This is a genomic window from Pseudonocardia sp., from assembly GCF_050246655.1.
Taxonomy (GTDB): domain Bacteria; phylum Actinomycetota; class Actinomycetes; order Mycobacteriales; family Pseudonocardiaceae; genus Pseudonocardia.
Map to the genome: position 1 here is coordinate 55,230 of NZ_JBFWVQ010000014.1, position 16,523 is coordinate 71,752.

Sequence of the window (16,523 nt, forward strand, 5' to 3'; positions counted from 1 at the left end):
CTCTCGGGTCATTGAACGAGGTTGCCGCGCAGACCGATCGCGCTGGCAGAGCTGCCGCGGAGCGTACGAAGACGGCGCAGCCCCGTCCTAGCGCGAACCGTTCCACCACACGCCCGCGGCGTTCGACCAGCAGGGCGCCGACCTGCCGCTCCTCATGGGCGGCTCCTGGCGGTGGCCGAGGCAGTGGCCACTCATCGGGAAGAAGCAACCGTCGCTGCCGGATGCCGACTACTTCCGCGACGTGGACGGCAAGCACGAGAAGTTCTTCAGCCCCCTCCCGGGCGGGCAGGGCTGATCGGATCGGTCGGGCGGGCCCGCGACGCACGTCGCGGCTACCAGGCATCCGGTTCGAGCTCGGCGGTCATCTGCCGCCACTGGATCGGCTCGGCGCAGTGTGCGCACGTGAGGCGCGGCTCGGCCTTGTGCCCGCAGGTGCGGTGCACCAGCTGGACCGGCGGCTTGTCGGTCTTGTAGGTGTCTCCCCACGCCATGATGCTGACGAGGATGGGGTAGAGGTCCTGGCCCTTCTTCGTGAGGCGGTACTCGTGACGCAGCGGCGCCGTCTGGTACGGGACGCGGTCGAGGATGCCCTCCTCGGTCAGCAGGCGGAGCCGGTCGTTGAGGACGTTGCTGCCGAGCCCCAGCTTGGACCGGTAGTGCTCGTAGCGGCGCTCGCCACGAAAGCACTCCCGCAGGATCAGCATCGTCCACCGCTCGCCGATCACTGACCAGGTGCGAGCGACGGAGCAGTAGACGTCGCCGAGGTCATCGTGGCGCATGCCGGCCATCGTAAGGTCCGATCCGAGTCCTTGCAGTTGGCGGCCCTGTGGATCTCAGCATGTCCAGGACTCCGTTCCACGCAGCAGCTCCTGGAGAACTCCTGCGCCCGCCGCGGCGGCACCGGCCGCCTGCGCCCGGACGCCGTCGCCGTAGGTGGGTAGGGCGACCGCCCGCAACACCCCGGTGACGACCGTCCCCGGTCGTCGCTCTGCGATCCGGGCCAGGCCGAACGCGAGGTCGAGATCGGTGGCGTCGTGGACGACGATCTCGTCGTCGGGGACCGACGACGCCGGGACGACGTCGAGCCCGTGCGCCCGCCGGACGACGGCGCAGGAACCCGGGCCGTCCTGGCGTCGTGGCCCGAACCTGATGGGCATCCCGTCGCGGAGCGGCACCCTGTGCTCCTCGCGGGTGGCCTTGCTGCGCACCGCGTCGAACACGCCGGCGTGGAACACCGGGCAGTCCTGCAGGATGTGCACGAGGGCGGCGCCCCGGTGTGCCGCGGCCGCGGCGAGGACCGCCGAGAGCCCGGGCCGGTCCACGTCGACGGCGCAGGCGACGAACGTCGCCCCCACTCCGAGGGCGAGCGTCAGCGGGTTGAGTGGGCGTTCGACCGAGCCCGCAGGCGAGGAACGGGTCACCGTCCCGGTCGGCGACGTCGGCGAGTACTGACCCTTCGTCAACCCGTAGATGCCGTTGTCGAACAGCAGGATCGTGAGGTCCACGTTGCGCCGCAACGCGTGGATCAGGTGGTTCCCGCCGATCGAGAGGCCGTCGCCGTCGCCGGTGACCACCCAGACCGACAGGTCCGGCCTGCTGACGGCGAGCCCGGTGGCGATCGCAGGCGCCCGCCCGTGGATCGAGTGCAGGCCGTAGGTGTCGACGTAGTACGGGAACCTGCTCGAACACCCGATGCCGGACACGAACACGGTGCTCTCACGCCGGACCCCCAGCGTCGGCAGCAGCTCGCGCATCGTCGACAGGATCGCGTAGTCACCACACCCCGGACACCAGCGCACCTCCTCGTCCGGGGTGTAGTCGGCTGCCGTCGCCCGCGTCGACGGCAGCCCCAGATCCGTGCCCAACGGTGGCGCTACGCCGAGGCCACCGCGTGGTCGGGCACGGTTCGTCCCGCTTCGACGATCCGGGTGGCCGGCAACTCGTGAATCGCGACGTTGATGTGCGCCCGTGCCGAGCCGATCGAGTGGTGGACGATCTCGACGATGCGCTCCCGCAGCTCCGCGAGCTGGGCGGGCGTCAGGCCCTCGGTGATGTCGACCTGGATGAACGGCATGGCATTTCCTCCTGTGATGTGACGGCCGGGGCGGGGACGCCGGCGGCCGGCCTCGTCGGTGATGTCGGTCGGCGGTGTCGGTCGGCGGTGTCAGTCGGTGGAGATGCCCCGCGCGCGCAGCTGCTCCCCGCCCGCGAGATCCCGCCCGTCGGGGCCGGGCACGTAGTCGGCGACGTGCTCGCCCGCGTCGACGAAGTTGAAGCCGGGCATCTCCCGGATGACCAGGAACATCTGCTCGACCGGCTCGCCGGAGATCTCGCTGACCGCCGCGGTCAGTCCCGCTGCCAGGCGGGCCTTCTGCTCGTCGGTGCGGCCCTGACGGATGTCGCACTGGATGATCGCCACTTGTCGGTCTCCTCGGATCGGTCGGCTGAATCGTGTGGTCTCGCCGGTGCGGTCCCGGTCGGTGGCCCGCGGTGCGTCGTCGGTCATCCGAGCCCGTCGTAGGGCAGGTAGGACACCGTGTCGCCGGGGCTGACGTCCCCGGCGTCCTCCGGGATCTCGACGAACCCGTCCGACCAGGTCAAGGCGCTGAGCATCCCCGAGTCGACCGCCCGGAACCGCTCGGCGAGCAGGTCGCCGGACGCCCCGGCGCGCAGCCTGGCGGGCACCAGCTCCCGCCTGCCGCGTCGGTGCCGGTGGGTGAACGCCGCGACGACCCCGAAACGGGTGGGCTCGGTCGGCGCCGCTCCCATCAGGTGCAGCACGAACGGCCGCGCGACCAGCCAGAACGTGACCATCGCCGACACCGGGTTGCCGGGGAGCCCGACGACCGGCACGCCCCCGACCGCACCGACGGCGACCGGTCGTCCCGGCTTGAGCGGCAGCTTCCAGAAGTCCAGCGTCCCCACGTCCTGCAGCGCCGCGCGCACGTGGTCCTCGTCGCCCGCCGACACGCCCCCGGTGGTGACCACCAGATCCGCGCTCCGCGCGACCGCGACCAAGGCGTCCCGGACGGCGCTGCGCCGGTCGCCGACCACGCCGGCATCGACGACGACGGCGCCGAGGGCCCGCAGGGCTGCACCGATCGTGTGGCGGTTGGAGTCGTGGATGCACCCGGGCGGGAGCGGCTCGCCCGGGGCACGCAGCTCGTCGCCGGTCGCGACGACGCCGACCCGGACCCGTCGCCGCACGAGCAGCTCGGCTCGACCCACGGCCGCCGCGATTCCGACGTCCTGCGGTCGCATCCGGGTGCCCTCGACGAGCACGGTGGTGCCCGGGCGGACGTCGTTGCCCGCACGGCGGACGTTGGCACCCCGCACGAGGTCCGCCGGGACCGTCACGAGCCGGTCGGTGACCGTGCAGTGCTCCTGCATGGCGACCGTGTCGGCGCCCGCAGGCAGCATCCCGCCGGTGAAGATGCGCACCGCCGTGCCGGGGTCCAGCTCGGCGACGTCCGGGTGGCCCGCTGCGACCCGACCCCGTACCGGCAGCACCCGGCCGTCGGCCAGGTCCGCATGGCGGAACGCGTAGCCGTCCATCGCCGCGCTGTCGTGCGCCGGCACCGGCAGGGGGGAGACGACGTCCGCGGCGAGCACCCGGTGCAGCGCATCCCCCACCGGTACGCGCTCGACGTCTCCGACGACGGGCCGACGCCGGATGCGGGCGACGGCCTCGTCGAGGGAGAGGCCCTCGTCGACGGCCACGGCCTGGCTCATGATCTCCTCCTGGTCAGTAGTGCTGGAACTGCACGACCGACCACGGTGCGTGGTCGAGGTCCATGCGGTGATAGTCGGTGCTCGTGTCGTCGAGGTCCTCGTACACCAGCACTCCGAGCTCGCCGAACCGGCGGCGCAGCCACCCGTCGCCGTGGTCGAGCAAGCCGAGCTTCTTGAGGTTCGGCACGATCTTCGCGAAGAGCGAGCGCCGGAACTCGATCTGCACCGGGTCGTGCAGCATGATCGCGGTGCACTCGGCCTCCGGGAGCCCGAGGACCTCCCACACCTCCCGTGCCAGGAAGCGGTCGCGCATCCGCAACGCCGCGTCGAAGCAGAACTCCTGCCGTTCCTTCAGCTCCGCGGCGGTCAGGTCCGCGTAGACGTCCCGGAGCGAGAGCACGCCGAAGGCGACGTGGCGGGCCTCGTCGGCCATGACGTACCGGGTGATCTGCTTCAGCAGCGGGTCGGGCGTCATCTGGTACTCGATCCCGAACGCCGCGAGCGCCAGCCCCTCGATGACCACCTGCATGCCGAGGTAGGTGAAGTCCCACCGCGAGTCCGCGACGATCTCGTCGAGGAGCCCGCGCAGGTGGACGTTCACCGGGAACTGCCACTCGAGCTTCTCCCGCAGGTAGCGGGCGTACACCTCGGTGTGCCGGGCCTCGTCCATCACCTGGCTGGCCGCGTAGAACTTGGCGTCGATCCACGGGGCCGCCTGGACCAGCTTGGCGGCGCACACGACCGCGCCCTGCTCGGCGTGCAGGAACTGGCTGGTCGTCCACGCCGCGGTCGCGTGTCCCATCTCGGCCCGCTGCGCCGCGCTGAGCTTCCCGAACACCCCCTCCTCGGTGCGGTAGACGGCGTTCATCGGGTTGCGGGGGTCGCGGGCCCGGTCGATCTGGTCGCCGACCGTCCAGTCGATGTCCAGGTCGGCGTCCCACTGGGTGGTCTTCGCGCGCTTGTAGAGGGCGTCGATCCCCCGGTGCCCGTCCTGGCGGTAGTCCTCGGTGAACAGGGTGTCGAAGTCGGCCCGCACCGCCCGGACCAGCCCCACCTTGTCCGCGTCGGACACCAGGTGCGCCGGCTGGTCGGCAATCCCCGGGCGCACCCCCGCCGCTGCGTCGTCGGTCACTTCCGTCCTCTCCGGGTGGGCCGGTGCCTGCGGAGCCCCCGGCCCACCGGGGAGCTCCGCAGGCTCACGCCGTCACGCCTGCGAGCCCGCCGCGAACCGGGTGACGCGGCGGGCGTTGCCGCCCCACGTGTCGGAGAAGCCGCCCCAGCTGTCGCCGAGCGAGGCGAGCGAGGCCTCGTACTCCGCAGACCGCTCCGCGGGCACGACCCGACACATCAGCCCGCGCAGCGACGGGATGCCCTGTTCCGGGTCGGCATACATCGGGTCATCGCTGGTCAGGTTGTTGTCCGAGACCTGGAACAGGCCCGAGAAGTTCGGGGCGTAGGGCGCCTGTTCGGGCAGCCACCAGCGATAGGGCACCCGCACGACCTTCGGGTGGGCGTCGTCGCTGGCCTTGACGACCGCCGTCAGCCTGCCGTGCGGCGTCTCGACCGCGACGAAGTCGCCGTCGGAGAGCCCCATGTCGTAGACCGTGTCCGGGTGCATCTCGACCCACGGCTCGGGGGCGAGCCTGCGCAGCGCAGCGATGTTGCGCCCCTGCTGCTGAAAGTACGGGTCGCTCTTCGCGCCGATGAAGAACGTCAGCGGATAGTCCTTCGCCGTCTCGGGATCGCTGACGATCGTTCCGGGCTGCTCGACGTGGCTGGGCAGCGGATCGTAGCCGTACTTCTCCATCGTCGCGGAGTACAGCTCGACCTTGCCCGACGGCGTCGCGAAGCCGGTCTTCTCGTACTTCTTGAACTGCGGGTTGCTGCCGATGACCTGGTGCTCGGCGAAGTGCGCGATCCCGCCCCCCGGCTGTGCCATGAACTCGTCGAAGTCGATGCCACCGAGCCGCCATTCGAACAGCTCTCGATGCGTCTCCCACGGCCAGTACGCCTCCTGTCCCATGCGACGGCCCAGTTCCTTGAAGAACTCGTACTCGTCGCGGGCTTCACCGAGCGGCTCCACGGCCTTGCCCCCGCCGATCACGAAGGTGTGCCAGTCCCAGTGGTTGTGCAGGTCGTACTTCTCGCCCCATGTCGCTGCGGGAAGGATGAAATCGGACATCTGCACGGTCGGGACCATGAAGATGTCGACCGAGACCAGCAGATCCAGGCTCATGAACCCGTCATGGATGTTCCGCGCGTCGGTGAAGCTCGTGACCGGGTCCGACCCGACGTTGAGGAAGCCCCGGACGGGATAGGGCGTGCCGTGCTTCATCGCCTTCACGACAGCGGCGGGGTTGGCGAGGGCACCACTGTGGATCTGCGAGGCCCACTTGCGGCCGAAGACGCGCTCCTGGGCCTCGTTGTACTCGTCCCAGAACTCGTAGCTCAGCAGCTTGGCGGATTCGAGGAGCAGGAGCTTGTCCATCTGCTCCTTGCCCAGCAGGTGCGTGAGAGCGAACTCGTCCTCGCAGATGACGTTCGGGTGGTAGCCCATGAGCATCTCGCCGCCGGGCACGTCGACATGCCCGCAGATCGCGCGGGCGATCCCCATCGCCCGCAGCACCTGCGTGCTGTTGCTCATCTGATCGGTGGCCGGGTTCCACGGGATGATCGACGGACCTTCCGCGTAGAGGCGCGCGGAGGCGCGGATCTCCTCGGCCGGAACCCACGTGATCTCCTCGACCCGCTCAGGGGTGTACTCCTGGACGCGCTCCTTCAGCTGTTCGAAGCCGACGGTCCAGTCCCTGACGAAGTCCTTGTCGTAGAGCTCCTCGTTGATGATGACGTGCAGCCAGCCCATCATCAGCGCAGGGTCGGAACCGGGCCGCAGCCGCAGGTGCATGTCCGCCCGCTTCGCGCTGAAGCTCACGCGGGGGTCGACCACGATCAGCTTCGCGCCGGCCTTGATCGCGTTGCGCATCCAGAGGTACTCGGCGGTCCACTTGTTCGGCTGCGGGTCGTGGCCCCACATGACGATGACCTTGGTCCGGCCGTGCCAGTAGTCGGGGAACGGCTGCCAGCCCATCGTCACCCGGTTCACCGAGCTCGTGTTGCCGAGGCACAGGTACGTGCCGGAGACGTAGTTGGGCGAGCCGAGCACGTTCAGGAAGCGCCTGGTCAGGTCGTACGGCACGATCGCGCCCGCGGTGCCGGCGATCGCCTCGGGGCCGTGCTCGTTCACGATCGCCTTCATGCGATCGGCGATCTCGTCCATCGCCTCGTCCCACGAGACGCGCGCCCACTTGCCCTCGCCGCGCTTTCCGACGCTCTTCAGCGGGTAGAGGATTCGGTCCTTGTGGTAGAGCTGGTCCGGGTAGGCGGCACCCTTGTTGCACAGCGAATGCGGCGTGATGATGTGGTCGGGGTCGCGACGAATCCGCAGGATCCGGTTGTCCTCGACATCAGCGAGTACGCTGCACTCGATGTCGCACGACTTGCACGTGACCTTCTTCGTCTCCATCGACTTCCTTTCGTGCCGGTTGTCAGATCGTGGCGGGTCGGGGACTGAAATGCAGTTCGTACTTGTCCGGGACGCGCTGAAACTCGTCTGCGTCGGCCGGGGCGGGCTTGGCGGTCAGCAGGTTCGGCCATTCCAAGGAGTACTTCCGGTTCAGCTCGAGCCATTGCTGGGCCTCCGGGTAGCTGTCCGGCAGAATGGCGTCGACCGGGCAGGTGGGTTCGCAGATCCCGCAGTCGATGCACTCGCCCGGGTGGATCACGAGCATGTTCTCGCCCTCGTAGAAGCACTGCACGGGGCAGACGTCGACGCAGTCGGTGAACTTGCACCGGATGCAGTCCTCGGTCACGACGAATGTCATTTCTGGTTCCTCCGTTCCACGACGCAGGCGCCCTCCTCGATCTCGGCCGGCTCCTCGTCGCGGCCGGTCGCGGCGCGCGCGGCGGCGAAGTAGCGCACCGGGATCGTCGCCACCGTCAGCCGGTGCATCGCCTCCGGTGCGCCGGCATCGGCTCCGCTGCACATCACGATCTCGTCGACAAGCACTCAAGCTCCTGACGGGAAGGGTCTCGGCGTCCCCGCCGTGACCAGCGCCGGGTTCGGCACCGCCAGAATCTAGCTCAAACTCTTTTTGAGTGCTACTACTGAGCCCCAACGACCTCACGCGCCGCCGGGGTCGCCAGGCGGCGCAGCCGCGGGGTTCGGCTGCCGTCTCGCTCCCGAGATCGGTCAGCGGAACCCGGCCGTCACTCCCCCGTCGATCGAGTAGTTCTGCCCCGTGACCCACAGCGACTCGTCCGAGGCGAGGTAGACGGCGAGGTGCGCGATGTCGTCGCCCAGCCCAGGGCGGCATGCCCGTCTGGAAGGCGCGCAGCTCGTCGCCGACGTACTTGTCGGTGGCGGGCGACCTCACGAAGCCCGGCGAGATGGCGTTCGCCCGGATGCCGTCGGGGGGCACCCTCGGCGGCCAGCGTGCGGGTCAGCGCGATCACGCCGCCCTTGGCGGCCGAGTGCGCGGCGCCTGGGCCGCTTCCCCCTTAGCCGCCCGCCGTGCCGGTGAGCAGCACGCGCTTCCCGTCGAGCCGCATCGCCGGCCTCCTAGTGGTCGAGGGACGGCGGGTCGATCGGTCCCCACTGGTTGACCGTCGCCAGGTCGACCTGCCACGTCTTCGGGTACATCGGGTACTCCTCGTGCCACGGGCGGGGCTCCCAGTAGCCCTTCGCCTCGTCGTGCACCACGTCGATCTGGGTGAACAGCTCGATGACGTGCCCGTCCGGGTCGCGGTGGTAGGTGAAGAGGTTGTGCCCGGGCCCGTGCCGCCCGGGACCCCAGTGCAGCCGGTAGCCGTTCTTGGCGAGGTGGTCGAGCATCGCGATGAGGTGGTTGGGGTCGCGCATCTCGTAGGCGATGTGGTGCATCCCCTGGTACTTCGTGCTCGCCATGAAGTTGGCCGCGTGGTGATCGGCGTTGCAGCGCAGGAACACGAAGAAGTCGCCGACGGTGTCTGACCACTTGAACCCCAGCAGGTCCTGGTAGAAGGCCTGCATCGGGTTCAGTGCGGACGTGTAGGCGGCGACGTGGCCGAGCTTGGTCGGCCGCAGCGGCGGGTAGCCCTCGACGCCGCTGGGGTCCTGCGAGGTCATGAGGTGCAGCGGGGTGCCGGTGGCCGGCTCCTCCAGCACGAGGACGTCGGAGGTGCCCGGGCCGATGTCGCTGCGCCGCTCCGTCTCGTACCCGGCCTCCTTGAGCCGCTGCTGCGCCGAGTCCAGGTCCTCCCAGATCTCGTATCCGACGACGGCGCGGCCCCGGGCGTCACCGCGGGTCACGACGACGCAGTGGTGGTCGGTCCCCGTGGTGAGGAACGCGCCTTCGGGCGCGGTGTCGACGGCGGTGAAGTCGAGGACCGTCGTGTAGTACTCGACGAGCCGGTCGACGTCCGGGGTCTCGAACCCGACGTAGCCGAGCTTCGACACGCGGATCGCAGGTGGGTGGGCACTCATCGTGATCCTTCCGCGTAGACGGCGAAGCACTTGTTGGAGTTGAACACGTCACTCTCGACGAGCTCCGACCACTGCAGCGGCAGCCCGGCCTCGGCCATCGCGCCGAGCAGGCAGAACCAGTTGAGCATCTCGTGCTGGCCCGCATCGACGATCTCGTCGGACGTGACCGCCCGCCAGATGTCGAGATCACCCGCGACCAGCGCCTCGTAGAGGCGGCGGTCGGCGGGGGTGTCGGGGCGCAGGTGCCAGAGCTTGTCGCAGAGGAACGCGTGCGACCAGCTCGAGCTGGCCACCACCGCGATGCGCAGGTCGGTGTCGCGGTAGGCGCGCACGATCGCGGCGCCGAGGTCGATGCACCGCGCCGGCTTCGGGCCCGACGGGTCGAGCTGCTCGTCGGCGATCTCGGCGAACCGGGCCCACCCACCGCGCCGGGCGATCGCGTGCTGCCCGTAGCAGTTCACCGTGATCGCCAGCAGGGGGTACGGGAGCTTCTGCCCGGCGTGCTCGTAGTCGAGGAACAGCTGGGTGTTGAGGATGGCGTGCGGGAAGTGCGCGTCGGCCCGCTTGCGGTAGGAGTAGGCCATGTCGAAGCCGTCGGCGATCAGCGCGTCGGCGAGCGACCGGGATGCGGACGCATCGCCGCGCAGCAGGACCGTGGAGTCGTCGGGTTGCCCCCAGGCGTTCGGGATGCCGCGCTCGTTGAGGTACGCGAACGCGGGCACCTCGATGTCGCCGTAGGCCAGCACGCAGAACGGCGGGACGACCTCCTCCCGGAAGTTCTCGTACTGGTCGTCGCCGAAGACCACGACGAGGTCGGGGCGGAACTCGTCGAGGGTGGCGCGCACCCGGGTCAGGCCCGCCACCAGCGCGGATCGGTGGCCCGCCGCCGACGACCGCCCCTCGTCGTCTCCCCACTCGGCCTGCATCAACGCGGGCCAGGCCGCCGGGTCCTTCTCCGCCGCCGGGATGTCCGGATCGGTCAGCGAGTAGCGCAGGAGCCCGGCCATGTTCGCGTCGAGGCCCGCGAGCAGCGGGTAGTGGGTCATGCCCAGCCCGAGGAACTCCGCCACCGCTACACCCTGACCAGTCCGCCGTCGACGACGAGGGTCTGCCCCGTGATGAACCCCGCCTCCTCGGAGCACAGGAACGCCACCACGCCCGCCAGGTCGTCGGGCACCTGCGTGCGCTTGATCGCCTGCATCCCGGAGATGAGATCGAACAGGCCCGCCTCGTCGTGGAAGCCGGTGGAGGTGCCGGGCGTGCGCACGAGACTCGGCGCGATCGCGTTGATCGTGGTGCCGCTGGGCGCCAGCTCCGGGGCCAACGCCCGGACCAGGCCGATCACCCCGCCCTTGCTCGCGACGTAGTGGGCGGCGCCGGGGACGCCCGCGTGGAACATCGTGGAACTCATGCAGACGATGCGTCCCCACTCCCTGGCGCGCAGGCCGGGCAGCACGGCCTTCGTCACCAGGAACATCGAGTCGAGGTTGATCGCGATCAGGGTCCGCCACTGGTCGAAGGTCATGTCGTCGAACGGCACGAACGGGTAGATCCCGGCGTTGTTGACGCAGATGTCCACGCCGCCGAGCTCGTCGAGGCGCGCGGCGAGCCTCCCGACCGAGTCGGGGTCGGCGACGTCGGTCTCGACGCCCATCGCCTCGCCGCCGTCCGCCTCGATCTGCTTCACGGTGTCGTCGGCCGCCACGAGGTCCGCGACGACGACCCGGGCACCTTCGGCGGCCAGGCGGAGCGCATAGGCCTGCCCCAGCCCGGCCGCGCCCCCGGTGACCAGCGCGGTGCGCCCCGCGTGCTGGCGGGTCACGCCTGCGCCCCGGCCGCGTCGGCGGGCACGGGCGCGAGTGCGGCGAACACCGGTGCCATGTCGATGCAGAACCGCAGGTCCGAGACGAGCTCGCCGCGGCGGGTGAGGATCGTCATCACGGGCACCGTCACCGCGCGGCCGTTCTGCAGCACGTAGGTCACCCGGGCGTCGACGATCCCGACAGTCCCGACAGGGCCGCCGTCGACCTCCCAGGTGCGCACGAACGTGTGCCGCATCGCCCGCAGCAGGCTCCACAGCTGCCCGATGCCCTCCCGGATCGCGTCCTTGCCCCGCAGCGTCGGGTGGTTCGCGACGGTGGCCGTGCTGTCCTCGGTGTGCAACGCCATCAGACCGTCCATGTCGAGGCCGTCGGCCGCCTCGTAGTAGGCGACGATCCAGGCCGGGACGTCGGCGCGGCCGGGCGCGGCGGCACCCGCCGCCAGCGCGTCGCCCTGCTCCCGCGCCGTGCGCCGCACCGCCGCCAGCGTCGCGGCCACGGCGTTCTCGTACGCGGGCACCATCGGTGCGAAGTGCTCGCGCTCCTCATCGGAGCCGTCGACGAGATCTTCGTGGGTCAGCGCGAAGCTGAAGCGCAGGGTGAGGCGGCCCTGCTCGTCGGCGTCGATGACGTTCTCGATCGTCCCACGCTCCGCGCCACGGATGCGCTCGAAGCGGACCCGACGCTCCGGTTCGAAGGTCACCCGCTCCCGTGCGGGCGTCCCCTTGAGCAGGATGTCGCGGACCAGCCAGCCGTCACCGCGTTCGAGGACGTGGCAGGAGTCCATCTGGGGCACGAACGGCAGGGCGTCGTTGGCCTTCAGCAGCAGCCCCTGCCACACCTGGCTCCGATCGAGCTGCGGCTCGGCCGGATCGTCGTTGACCAGCACGGTTCGGCTGAGCTCGATCATGAAACACTCCGTTCGGCTCCGGCGGCGAAAACGTCAGTGAACACTGATCTGACAACGTAGACCCAGGTAGATTGGTTGACAAGCCTTGCGCCAGAGAGAAACGTCTGCTTCATTGCTGGCCATGACGGACGCTGGCTGGGGACTCTGCACCTACCGCGACACCACGAGCGCCGACGGCGTCGAGGCGCTCGGCGCCCTGCGCCACGCGGACGGGGCGGTCGTCGCGGTCCCGGGTCCGCCCTACCGCGGCCTGATGGACGCGATGGCGGAGTGGGACGCGCTGGCGCAGCGGCTGCAGGGCTGGGACCCGACCGGTCTTCCCGCGGTGCCGGACGTGACGCTGCTGGCTCCGCTGCGGTTCCCCAGGAAGGTCATCTGCACCGGCGTCAACTACGGCTCACACGTCGCCGAGATGGGCGCGGGCCGTCCCAGTCCCGGCTGGGAGGCGTGGTTCTTCCTGAAGCCCCCCACGACGACGATCATCGGGCCGGACGCGGCCATCGAGATCGACCCGGACCGCGACGAGCGGGTGGACTGGGAGGGCGAGCTCGGCATCGTGATCGGACGCGGCGGGCGCGCGATCAGGGCGGCCGACGCCGCCGACCATGTCGCGGGCTTCACGGTCGTCAACGACGTGTCCGCCCGCGGCCCCCACCGGCGCACCGAAGCCCCGCACGACGCCTTCCGCTACGACTGGCTGGCGTCGAAGGCCCAGGACACCTTCTGCCCGATGGGTCCGGCCGTCACCCCGCGCTGGCTGCTGCCGGACCCGAACCCGCAGCGCCTGCGGTTGTGGGTCAACGACGTGCTCAAGCAGGACGAGCAGGCCGGGGCGATGCTCGTCGGCTGGCGGGAACTGGTGGAAGCGGCGAGCGCCCGCATCACCCTCGAGCCCGGCGACGTCATCGCGGCGGGCACGCCGGCGGGCGTCGGCGCCCCTCGTGCCGAGTTCCTCCGTCCCGGGGACGTGGTGCGGGTCGAGATCGACGGGCTGGGATCGTTGCGCAACCCGGTGGTCGCCAGGACCGCGGCAGCCGCGCCGCTGGTGCGGCGCACCGCGTGAGCGGCGTCGCGGGCCCGTCAGACCGGCTCGCCCGACTCGGGATCCCCCGCCGTCAGGTACTCCCACATGCGTTCGGCGCGGCGATGTCCCCAGTCGACGTCGCCCGCGCTCTCCTTGCCACTCTCCTTGGCACTCTCCTTGGCACTCTCCTTGGCACTGAACACCGCCAGCACGAGCGCCCGTGCGGGCGTCTCGGCCACCACGACGGCCGTGCCGTCCGGCCGCGCCACGACGTTGCGCGTCCCGAGATGCGCGACGAGCGCCGCGTCGTCGTCGCACGGGAGATCGTCGGCGGGAATCCCCGCCGGGGTCTCGATCACGCAGATCGCCCCCACGTCCGGACGCGCGCGATAGACGGCCCGGTCCAGTCGCACCTCGGGCAGCACGCCCGCGGGCAGGGGTCCGGACAGCGGGACGACGAGCCCGTCGCGCGAGCCGATGACCCGCAGCGGATGCGGCGGGGTGACCAGCGCCTGTTCCCCGTCCGCGCGAAGCGAGCAGTGCCCGTACGGCCCGGCGAGCCCGGCCCGGTCCAGCGCGCGGGCCAGCATCCGCAGTTCGCGGTGCAGGTGCGGCGCCACGACGCCACCCGGGACGGCCGCCGCCAGCTCGACCGCCGAGGTGCCGCACGTCCCCCCGACCAGCGCGTTTCCCAGCGCCAGGAGGAAGGCGTCCCAGCGGGCGACGAACGCGGGCGACTCCGGTGGGTGGCCCGTCACCAGCAGCGTGAGCGGCCGGACGAACCAGGGGAACGCCGCCAACGCGGTGAGGGCAAGCAGCAGCAGGTCGCTGTCCAGCCCGGGCGGGAGGTACCCGCGGTCGCGGGCCGCGTCGAACAGCGCCATCTCACGCCGGTAGAGGGCCTGCCGGTCCGCCGACGAGTAGATGTCCGCGACATCGACGTCGAGGTCTTCGGACAGCTCCTTCCAGGCCATCAACCGCGCCCAGCCGGGGCTGTCCGCGAGAACGCGACGGAAAAGCGGTACCACCTCGGCGAATCGGCCGTTCGCATCGATCAGCCCGACCATTTCGGACAGCAGCCGTTCGTGACGCCTGCGCACGCTGTCGCCGAGCACGGCGTCGAAGAGCGCCGCCTTGCTCTCGAAATGCTGATAGATGGCTCGAACGTTGACCCCGGCGCGATCGGCCACCGCGTCGATCCGAGCGCCTGCGAAGCCTTTGGCAGTGAACTCCGCCATCGCGCCCTCGAGGATCACCGTGCGCGTGCGCGCGGCGTCACGGACGCGCGGTGGCCTGCCGTTGGCGTCCTTCATCGTTCGTTGACACCTCCACAGGGGGACCCTACCATCGGAAACGTTCGTTTCCAGTGTTCACTTCAACGCCGAGGAGGACCGGATGCACGCCGTGGTGATCCGCCGACACGGTGATCCTGACGTACTCGAACCAGCCGAGATCAGCCGCCCCGTCCCGGGCAGGGGTGAGGCGCTCGTCCGCGTCTCGGCGGTGTCGGTGAACGCATTCCTCGATGTCAGCAACCGGGCGGGCCGCGTACCCTTCGCGCGATACGACTTTCCCCACGTCCTCGGTTCCGAACACGCAGGCGTTATCACGGACTACGGCCCCGACACCGATGCCCCACTTCCCGTCGGCTCGGTGGTCGTGGTGCGCAATGCCATCTTCTGCAGGCGGTGCGACATGTGCGCCGCGGGGAATTCGGAAGCCTGTCGCGGCCTCCACATCATCGGGGTCACCCGCCCCGGCGCGTACGCGGAGTACACCACCGTGCCGGTGGAGAACCTCCGCGAGCTGCCGCCGGGCTGCGGCCCGACCGAGGCCGCGGCGATGGCGGTCAACGGCCCGCTCGCCCACGCGCAGCTGCGGGCGGCGGGGATCGACGACACGCGCACCGTGCTGATCCAGGGCGCGGGCTCCGCATCGGGGACGATGGCGGCCGTCGTGGCGCGGGCGCTGGGCAAGACCGTGTTCGGCACCGCCCGCGGTGGCGAGCGGACCGTCCGCATCGCCGGGCTGGGGATCTACGACGCCGTCGTGGACTCGACGGCGCCGGACGCGGTCGAGGAGATCCGCGCGCTCACCGAGGGCCGCGGCGTGGACGTCGTGATCGACAACCTCGCCGCCCCTCCCCTCTGGACGCTCGGCATGGCCGTGCTCGGACCGCGCGGGCGGGTGGTCACCTCCGGGGCGAAGTTCGGCGGCACCGTCGAGGTGGACGTACGCGCGCTGTACACCTTCAGCCAGCGGCTCATCGGGGTGCGCAGCGCCAGCGGGCAGGACCACGCGGCGTTCTGGAAGCTCGTGGAGACCGCGGGCGTCCGCCCGCCGATCGACTCCGTCCTGCCGCTGGACGAGGCCGCCAGGGCACACCGCCACATCGAGGCGGGCCAGAACATCGGGCGGGTGGTGCTGACGGTCGGCGAGCCGGGCGCCTGAGGCGGCTCGCCGTCGCGTTCAGCGCGTCACACCGAGGGAATGCCGCACGGCAGCGAGAACAGCGATCGCATTGTCGCGCCCGATTGCGGCCCGGGTGGCGTCATCGCATTCGGCGAGCACCGCGCCGGGCGGCATTTCGCGGGCGTCGAACGGGTAATCCGTGCCGAGCAGCACATGGTCGGCACCGAATCGGGTGACGGCGAGTGCGAGGCTGGCCGAATCGTAGGTCAGCGAGTCGCACCACATTTCCCGGGCTCGTTCCGAGGGCCGGATCCCGCCCGGGCGGAACATCGCCGAGCCACGGTCCAGCCGGGGCAGGATCCCCGGCAGCGTGCCGCCGCCGTGCGCAAGGCAGACGCACGCGCCCGGCCGCCGGACCGGGCCGACGAGCAGGCCGGCCGCGGCGATCCCGGTCTCGGACGGCATGCCCAGCCCGAATCCCACACCCAGCGCCCTGATCCGCGGGCTCAGCACCTGATCGACGGGATGCACGAGCACGAGCGCCCGCAGCTCGGCGGCGGCCTCGAAGAACGGGTCGAGCGCGGGATCCGCCAGCTCGCGATCGCCGACAACGGTGCCGATCTCCACCCCGGGAAAGCCCAGGTCAACGACACAGCGGCGCAGCTCGGCGACGGCACGGGGGACATCCTGCAGCGGCACGGCGCCGAGCGCGAACAGGCGCTCGGGCGCCGCCGCGCAGAGGTCGGCCAGGAAGTCGTTCTGCTGCATCGCCAGCGCGGCGGCTCCGTCGGCGGACCGGTCGTAGGCCAGCGTCACGGGGATGGGCGACACGACCTGGGCCCCGACCCCTTCCGCGTCCATGTCCGACAGGCGACGTTCGGCGGACCAGCACCGGTCGTCGATCTCGCGGTACACGCGCCCGTCGAGCAGGATCACCGCACGGTCCTCCGCCGTCCGTTCGACCGTCGGCCAACGCCCCGGACCGGGGGCGGCGAGATCGGGCGAAATCGCGTGGGTGTGGATATCGATCAGACCACCGCGGATATCGGGCACAGCGCGCTCCCTCTCGGCCTATGCCGGCCTCCACGCCGAAACTCCGGCGGC

18 protein-coding genes and 1 pseudogene are annotated in these 16,523 nt (G+C 70.7%); 3 read left to right on the plus strand and 16 right to left on the minus strand.

Annotation, left to right across the window (positions count from 1 at the left end; all coding sequences use genetic code 11):
* Positions 1 to 154: 154 nt before the first annotated feature.
* Positions 155 to 295: a DUF3470 domain-containing protein gene (locus AB7J25_RS07670; RefSeq protein ID WP_428506540.1), complete on the plus strand. Its 141-nt coding sequence runs from the start codon at positions 155 to 157 to the stop codon at positions 293 to 295.
* 37 nt (positions 296 to 332) lie between these two features.
* Here AB7J25_RS07670 and AB7J25_RS07675 read toward each other — a convergent pair whose 3' ends face one another.
* From AB7J25_RS07675 to AB7J25_RS07740, 14 genes and pseudogenes are all read right to left on the minus strand, one after another.
* Positions 333 to 779 carry a winged helix-turn-helix transcriptional regulator gene (locus AB7J25_RS07675; RefSeq protein WP_428506541.1) on the minus strand — a complete coding sequence of 149 codons (447 nt, stop codon included), beginning with the start codon at positions 777 to 779 and terminating at the stop codon, positions 333 to 335.
* A 54-nt stretch (positions 780 to 833) separates the two neighbouring features.
* Positions 834 to 1,865, minus strand: a complete 1,032-nt coding sequence (locus tag AB7J25_RS07680; RefSeq protein WP_428506543.1) for a 2-oxoacid:ferredoxin oxidoreductase subunit beta — start codon at positions 1,863 to 1,865, stop codon at positions 834 to 836.
* Positions 1,866 to 1,873: 8 nt separating this feature from the next.
* A complete protein-coding gene (locus tag AB7J25_RS07685) occupies positions 1,874 to 2,074 on the minus strand; it encodes a tautomerase family protein (RefSeq protein WP_428506545.1) in 201 nt (66 codons plus the stop codon).
* Between the two features lie 90 nt (positions 2,075 to 2,164).
* Positions 2,165 to 2,419, minus strand: a complete 255-nt coding sequence (locus tag AB7J25_RS07690) for a tautomerase family protein (RefSeq protein WP_428506547.1) — start codon at positions 2,417 to 2,419, stop codon at positions 2,165 to 2,167.
* An 83-nt stretch (positions 2,420 to 2,502) separates the two neighbouring features.
* Positions 2,503 to 3,732: a molybdopterin molybdotransferase MoeA gene (locus tag AB7J25_RS07695; RefSeq protein ID WP_428506549.1), complete on the minus strand. Its 1,230-nt coding sequence runs from the start codon at positions 3,730 to 3,732 to the stop codon at positions 2,503 to 2,505.
* Positions 3,733 to 3,745: 13 nt separating this feature from the next.
* A complete protein-coding gene (locus tag AB7J25_RS07700; protein WP_428506551.1) occupies positions 3,746 to 4,864 on the minus strand; it encodes a diiron oxygenase in 1,119 nt (372 codons plus the stop codon).
* A gap of 72 nt (positions 4,865 to 4,936) precedes the next feature.
* Entirely contained in the window at positions 4,937 to 7,255 is a 2,319-nt protein-coding gene (locus AB7J25_RS07705; protein WP_428506553.1) for a molybdopterin-containing oxidoreductase family protein, read from the minus strand.
* Positions 7,256 to 7,277: 22 nt separating this feature from the next.
* Positions 7,278 to 7,613, minus strand: coding sequence for a ferredoxin FdxA (gene fdxA, locus AB7J25_RS07710; RefSeq protein ID WP_428506555.1), 336 nt, complete (start codon positions 7,611 to 7,613; stop codon positions 7,278 to 7,280).
* Positions 7,610 to 7,798: a hypothetical protein gene (locus AB7J25_RS07715; RefSeq protein WP_428506557.1), complete on the minus strand. Its 189-nt coding sequence runs from the start codon at positions 7,796 to 7,798 to the stop codon at positions 7,610 to 7,612. The genes fdxA and AB7J25_RS07715 overlap by 4 nt, the downstream gene beginning before the upstream one ends.
* A 183-nt stretch (positions 7,799 to 7,981) precedes the next feature.
* A pseudogene (locus AB7J25_RS07720) lies at positions 7,982 to 8,110 on the minus strand (SDR family oxidoreductase); the annotation flags it as partial.
* A 240-nt stretch (positions 8,111 to 8,350) separates the two neighbouring features.
* Positions 8,351 to 9,253, minus strand: a complete 903-nt coding sequence (locus AB7J25_RS07725; protein ID WP_428506559.1) for a VOC family protein — start codon at positions 9,251 to 9,253, stop codon at positions 8,351 to 8,353.
* The gene (locus AB7J25_RS07730) at positions 9,250 to 10,323 is read right to left on the minus strand and encodes an extradiol ring-cleavage dioxygenase (protein WP_428506561.1); all 1,074 of its coding nucleotides are present in this window, start codon (positions 10,321 to 10,323) and stop codon (positions 9,250 to 9,252) included. Before AB7J25_RS07730 ends, AB7J25_RS07725 begins: the two co-directional genes overlap by 4 nt.
* A 2-nt stretch (positions 10,324 to 10,325) precedes the next feature.
* Positions 10,326 to 11,075, minus strand: coding sequence for an SDR family NAD(P)-dependent oxidoreductase (locus AB7J25_RS07735; RefSeq protein ID WP_428506563.1), 750 nt, complete (start codon positions 11,073 to 11,075; stop codon positions 10,326 to 10,328).
* Entirely contained in the window at positions 11,072 to 11,983 is a 912-nt protein-coding gene (locus AB7J25_RS07740; protein WP_428506565.1) for an AtaL-like protein, read from the minus strand. Before AB7J25_RS07740 ends, AB7J25_RS07735 begins: the two co-directional genes overlap by 4 nt.
* A 121-nt stretch (positions 11,984 to 12,104) precedes the next feature.
* On the opposite strand from AB7J25_RS07740, the gene AB7J25_RS07745 reads away from it, so the two are divergent.
* Entirely contained in the window at positions 12,105 to 13,046 is a 942-nt protein-coding gene (locus AB7J25_RS07745) for a fumarylacetoacetate hydrolase family protein (RefSeq protein ID WP_428506567.1), read from the plus strand.
* A gap of 17 nt (positions 13,047 to 13,063) precedes the next feature.
* On the opposite strand, the gene AB7J25_RS07750 is transcribed toward AB7J25_RS07745, so the two are convergent.
* Positions 13,064 to 14,320, minus strand: coding sequence for a TetR family transcriptional regulator (locus tag AB7J25_RS07750; protein ID WP_428506569.1), 1,257 nt, complete (start codon positions 14,318 to 14,320; stop codon positions 13,064 to 13,066).
* Positions 14,321 to 14,402: 82 nt separating this feature from the next.
* On the opposite strand from AB7J25_RS07750, the gene AB7J25_RS07755 reads away from it, so the two are divergent.
* Positions 14,403 to 15,458 carry a zinc-binding dehydrogenase gene (locus tag AB7J25_RS07755; protein WP_428506571.1) on the plus strand — a complete coding sequence of 352 codons (1,056 nt, stop codon included), beginning with the start codon at positions 14,403 to 14,405 and terminating at the stop codon, positions 15,456 to 15,458.
* 18 nt (positions 15,459 to 15,476) lie between these two features.
* Here AB7J25_RS07755 and AB7J25_RS07760 read toward each other — a convergent pair whose 3' ends face one another.
* Positions 15,477 to 16,472 carry an amidohydrolase family protein gene (locus tag AB7J25_RS07760; RefSeq protein WP_428506573.1) on the minus strand — a complete coding sequence of 332 codons (996 nt, stop codon included), beginning with the start codon at positions 16,470 to 16,472 and terminating at the stop codon, positions 15,477 to 15,479.
* Between the last annotated feature and the right edge of the window lie 51 nt (positions 16,473 to 16,523).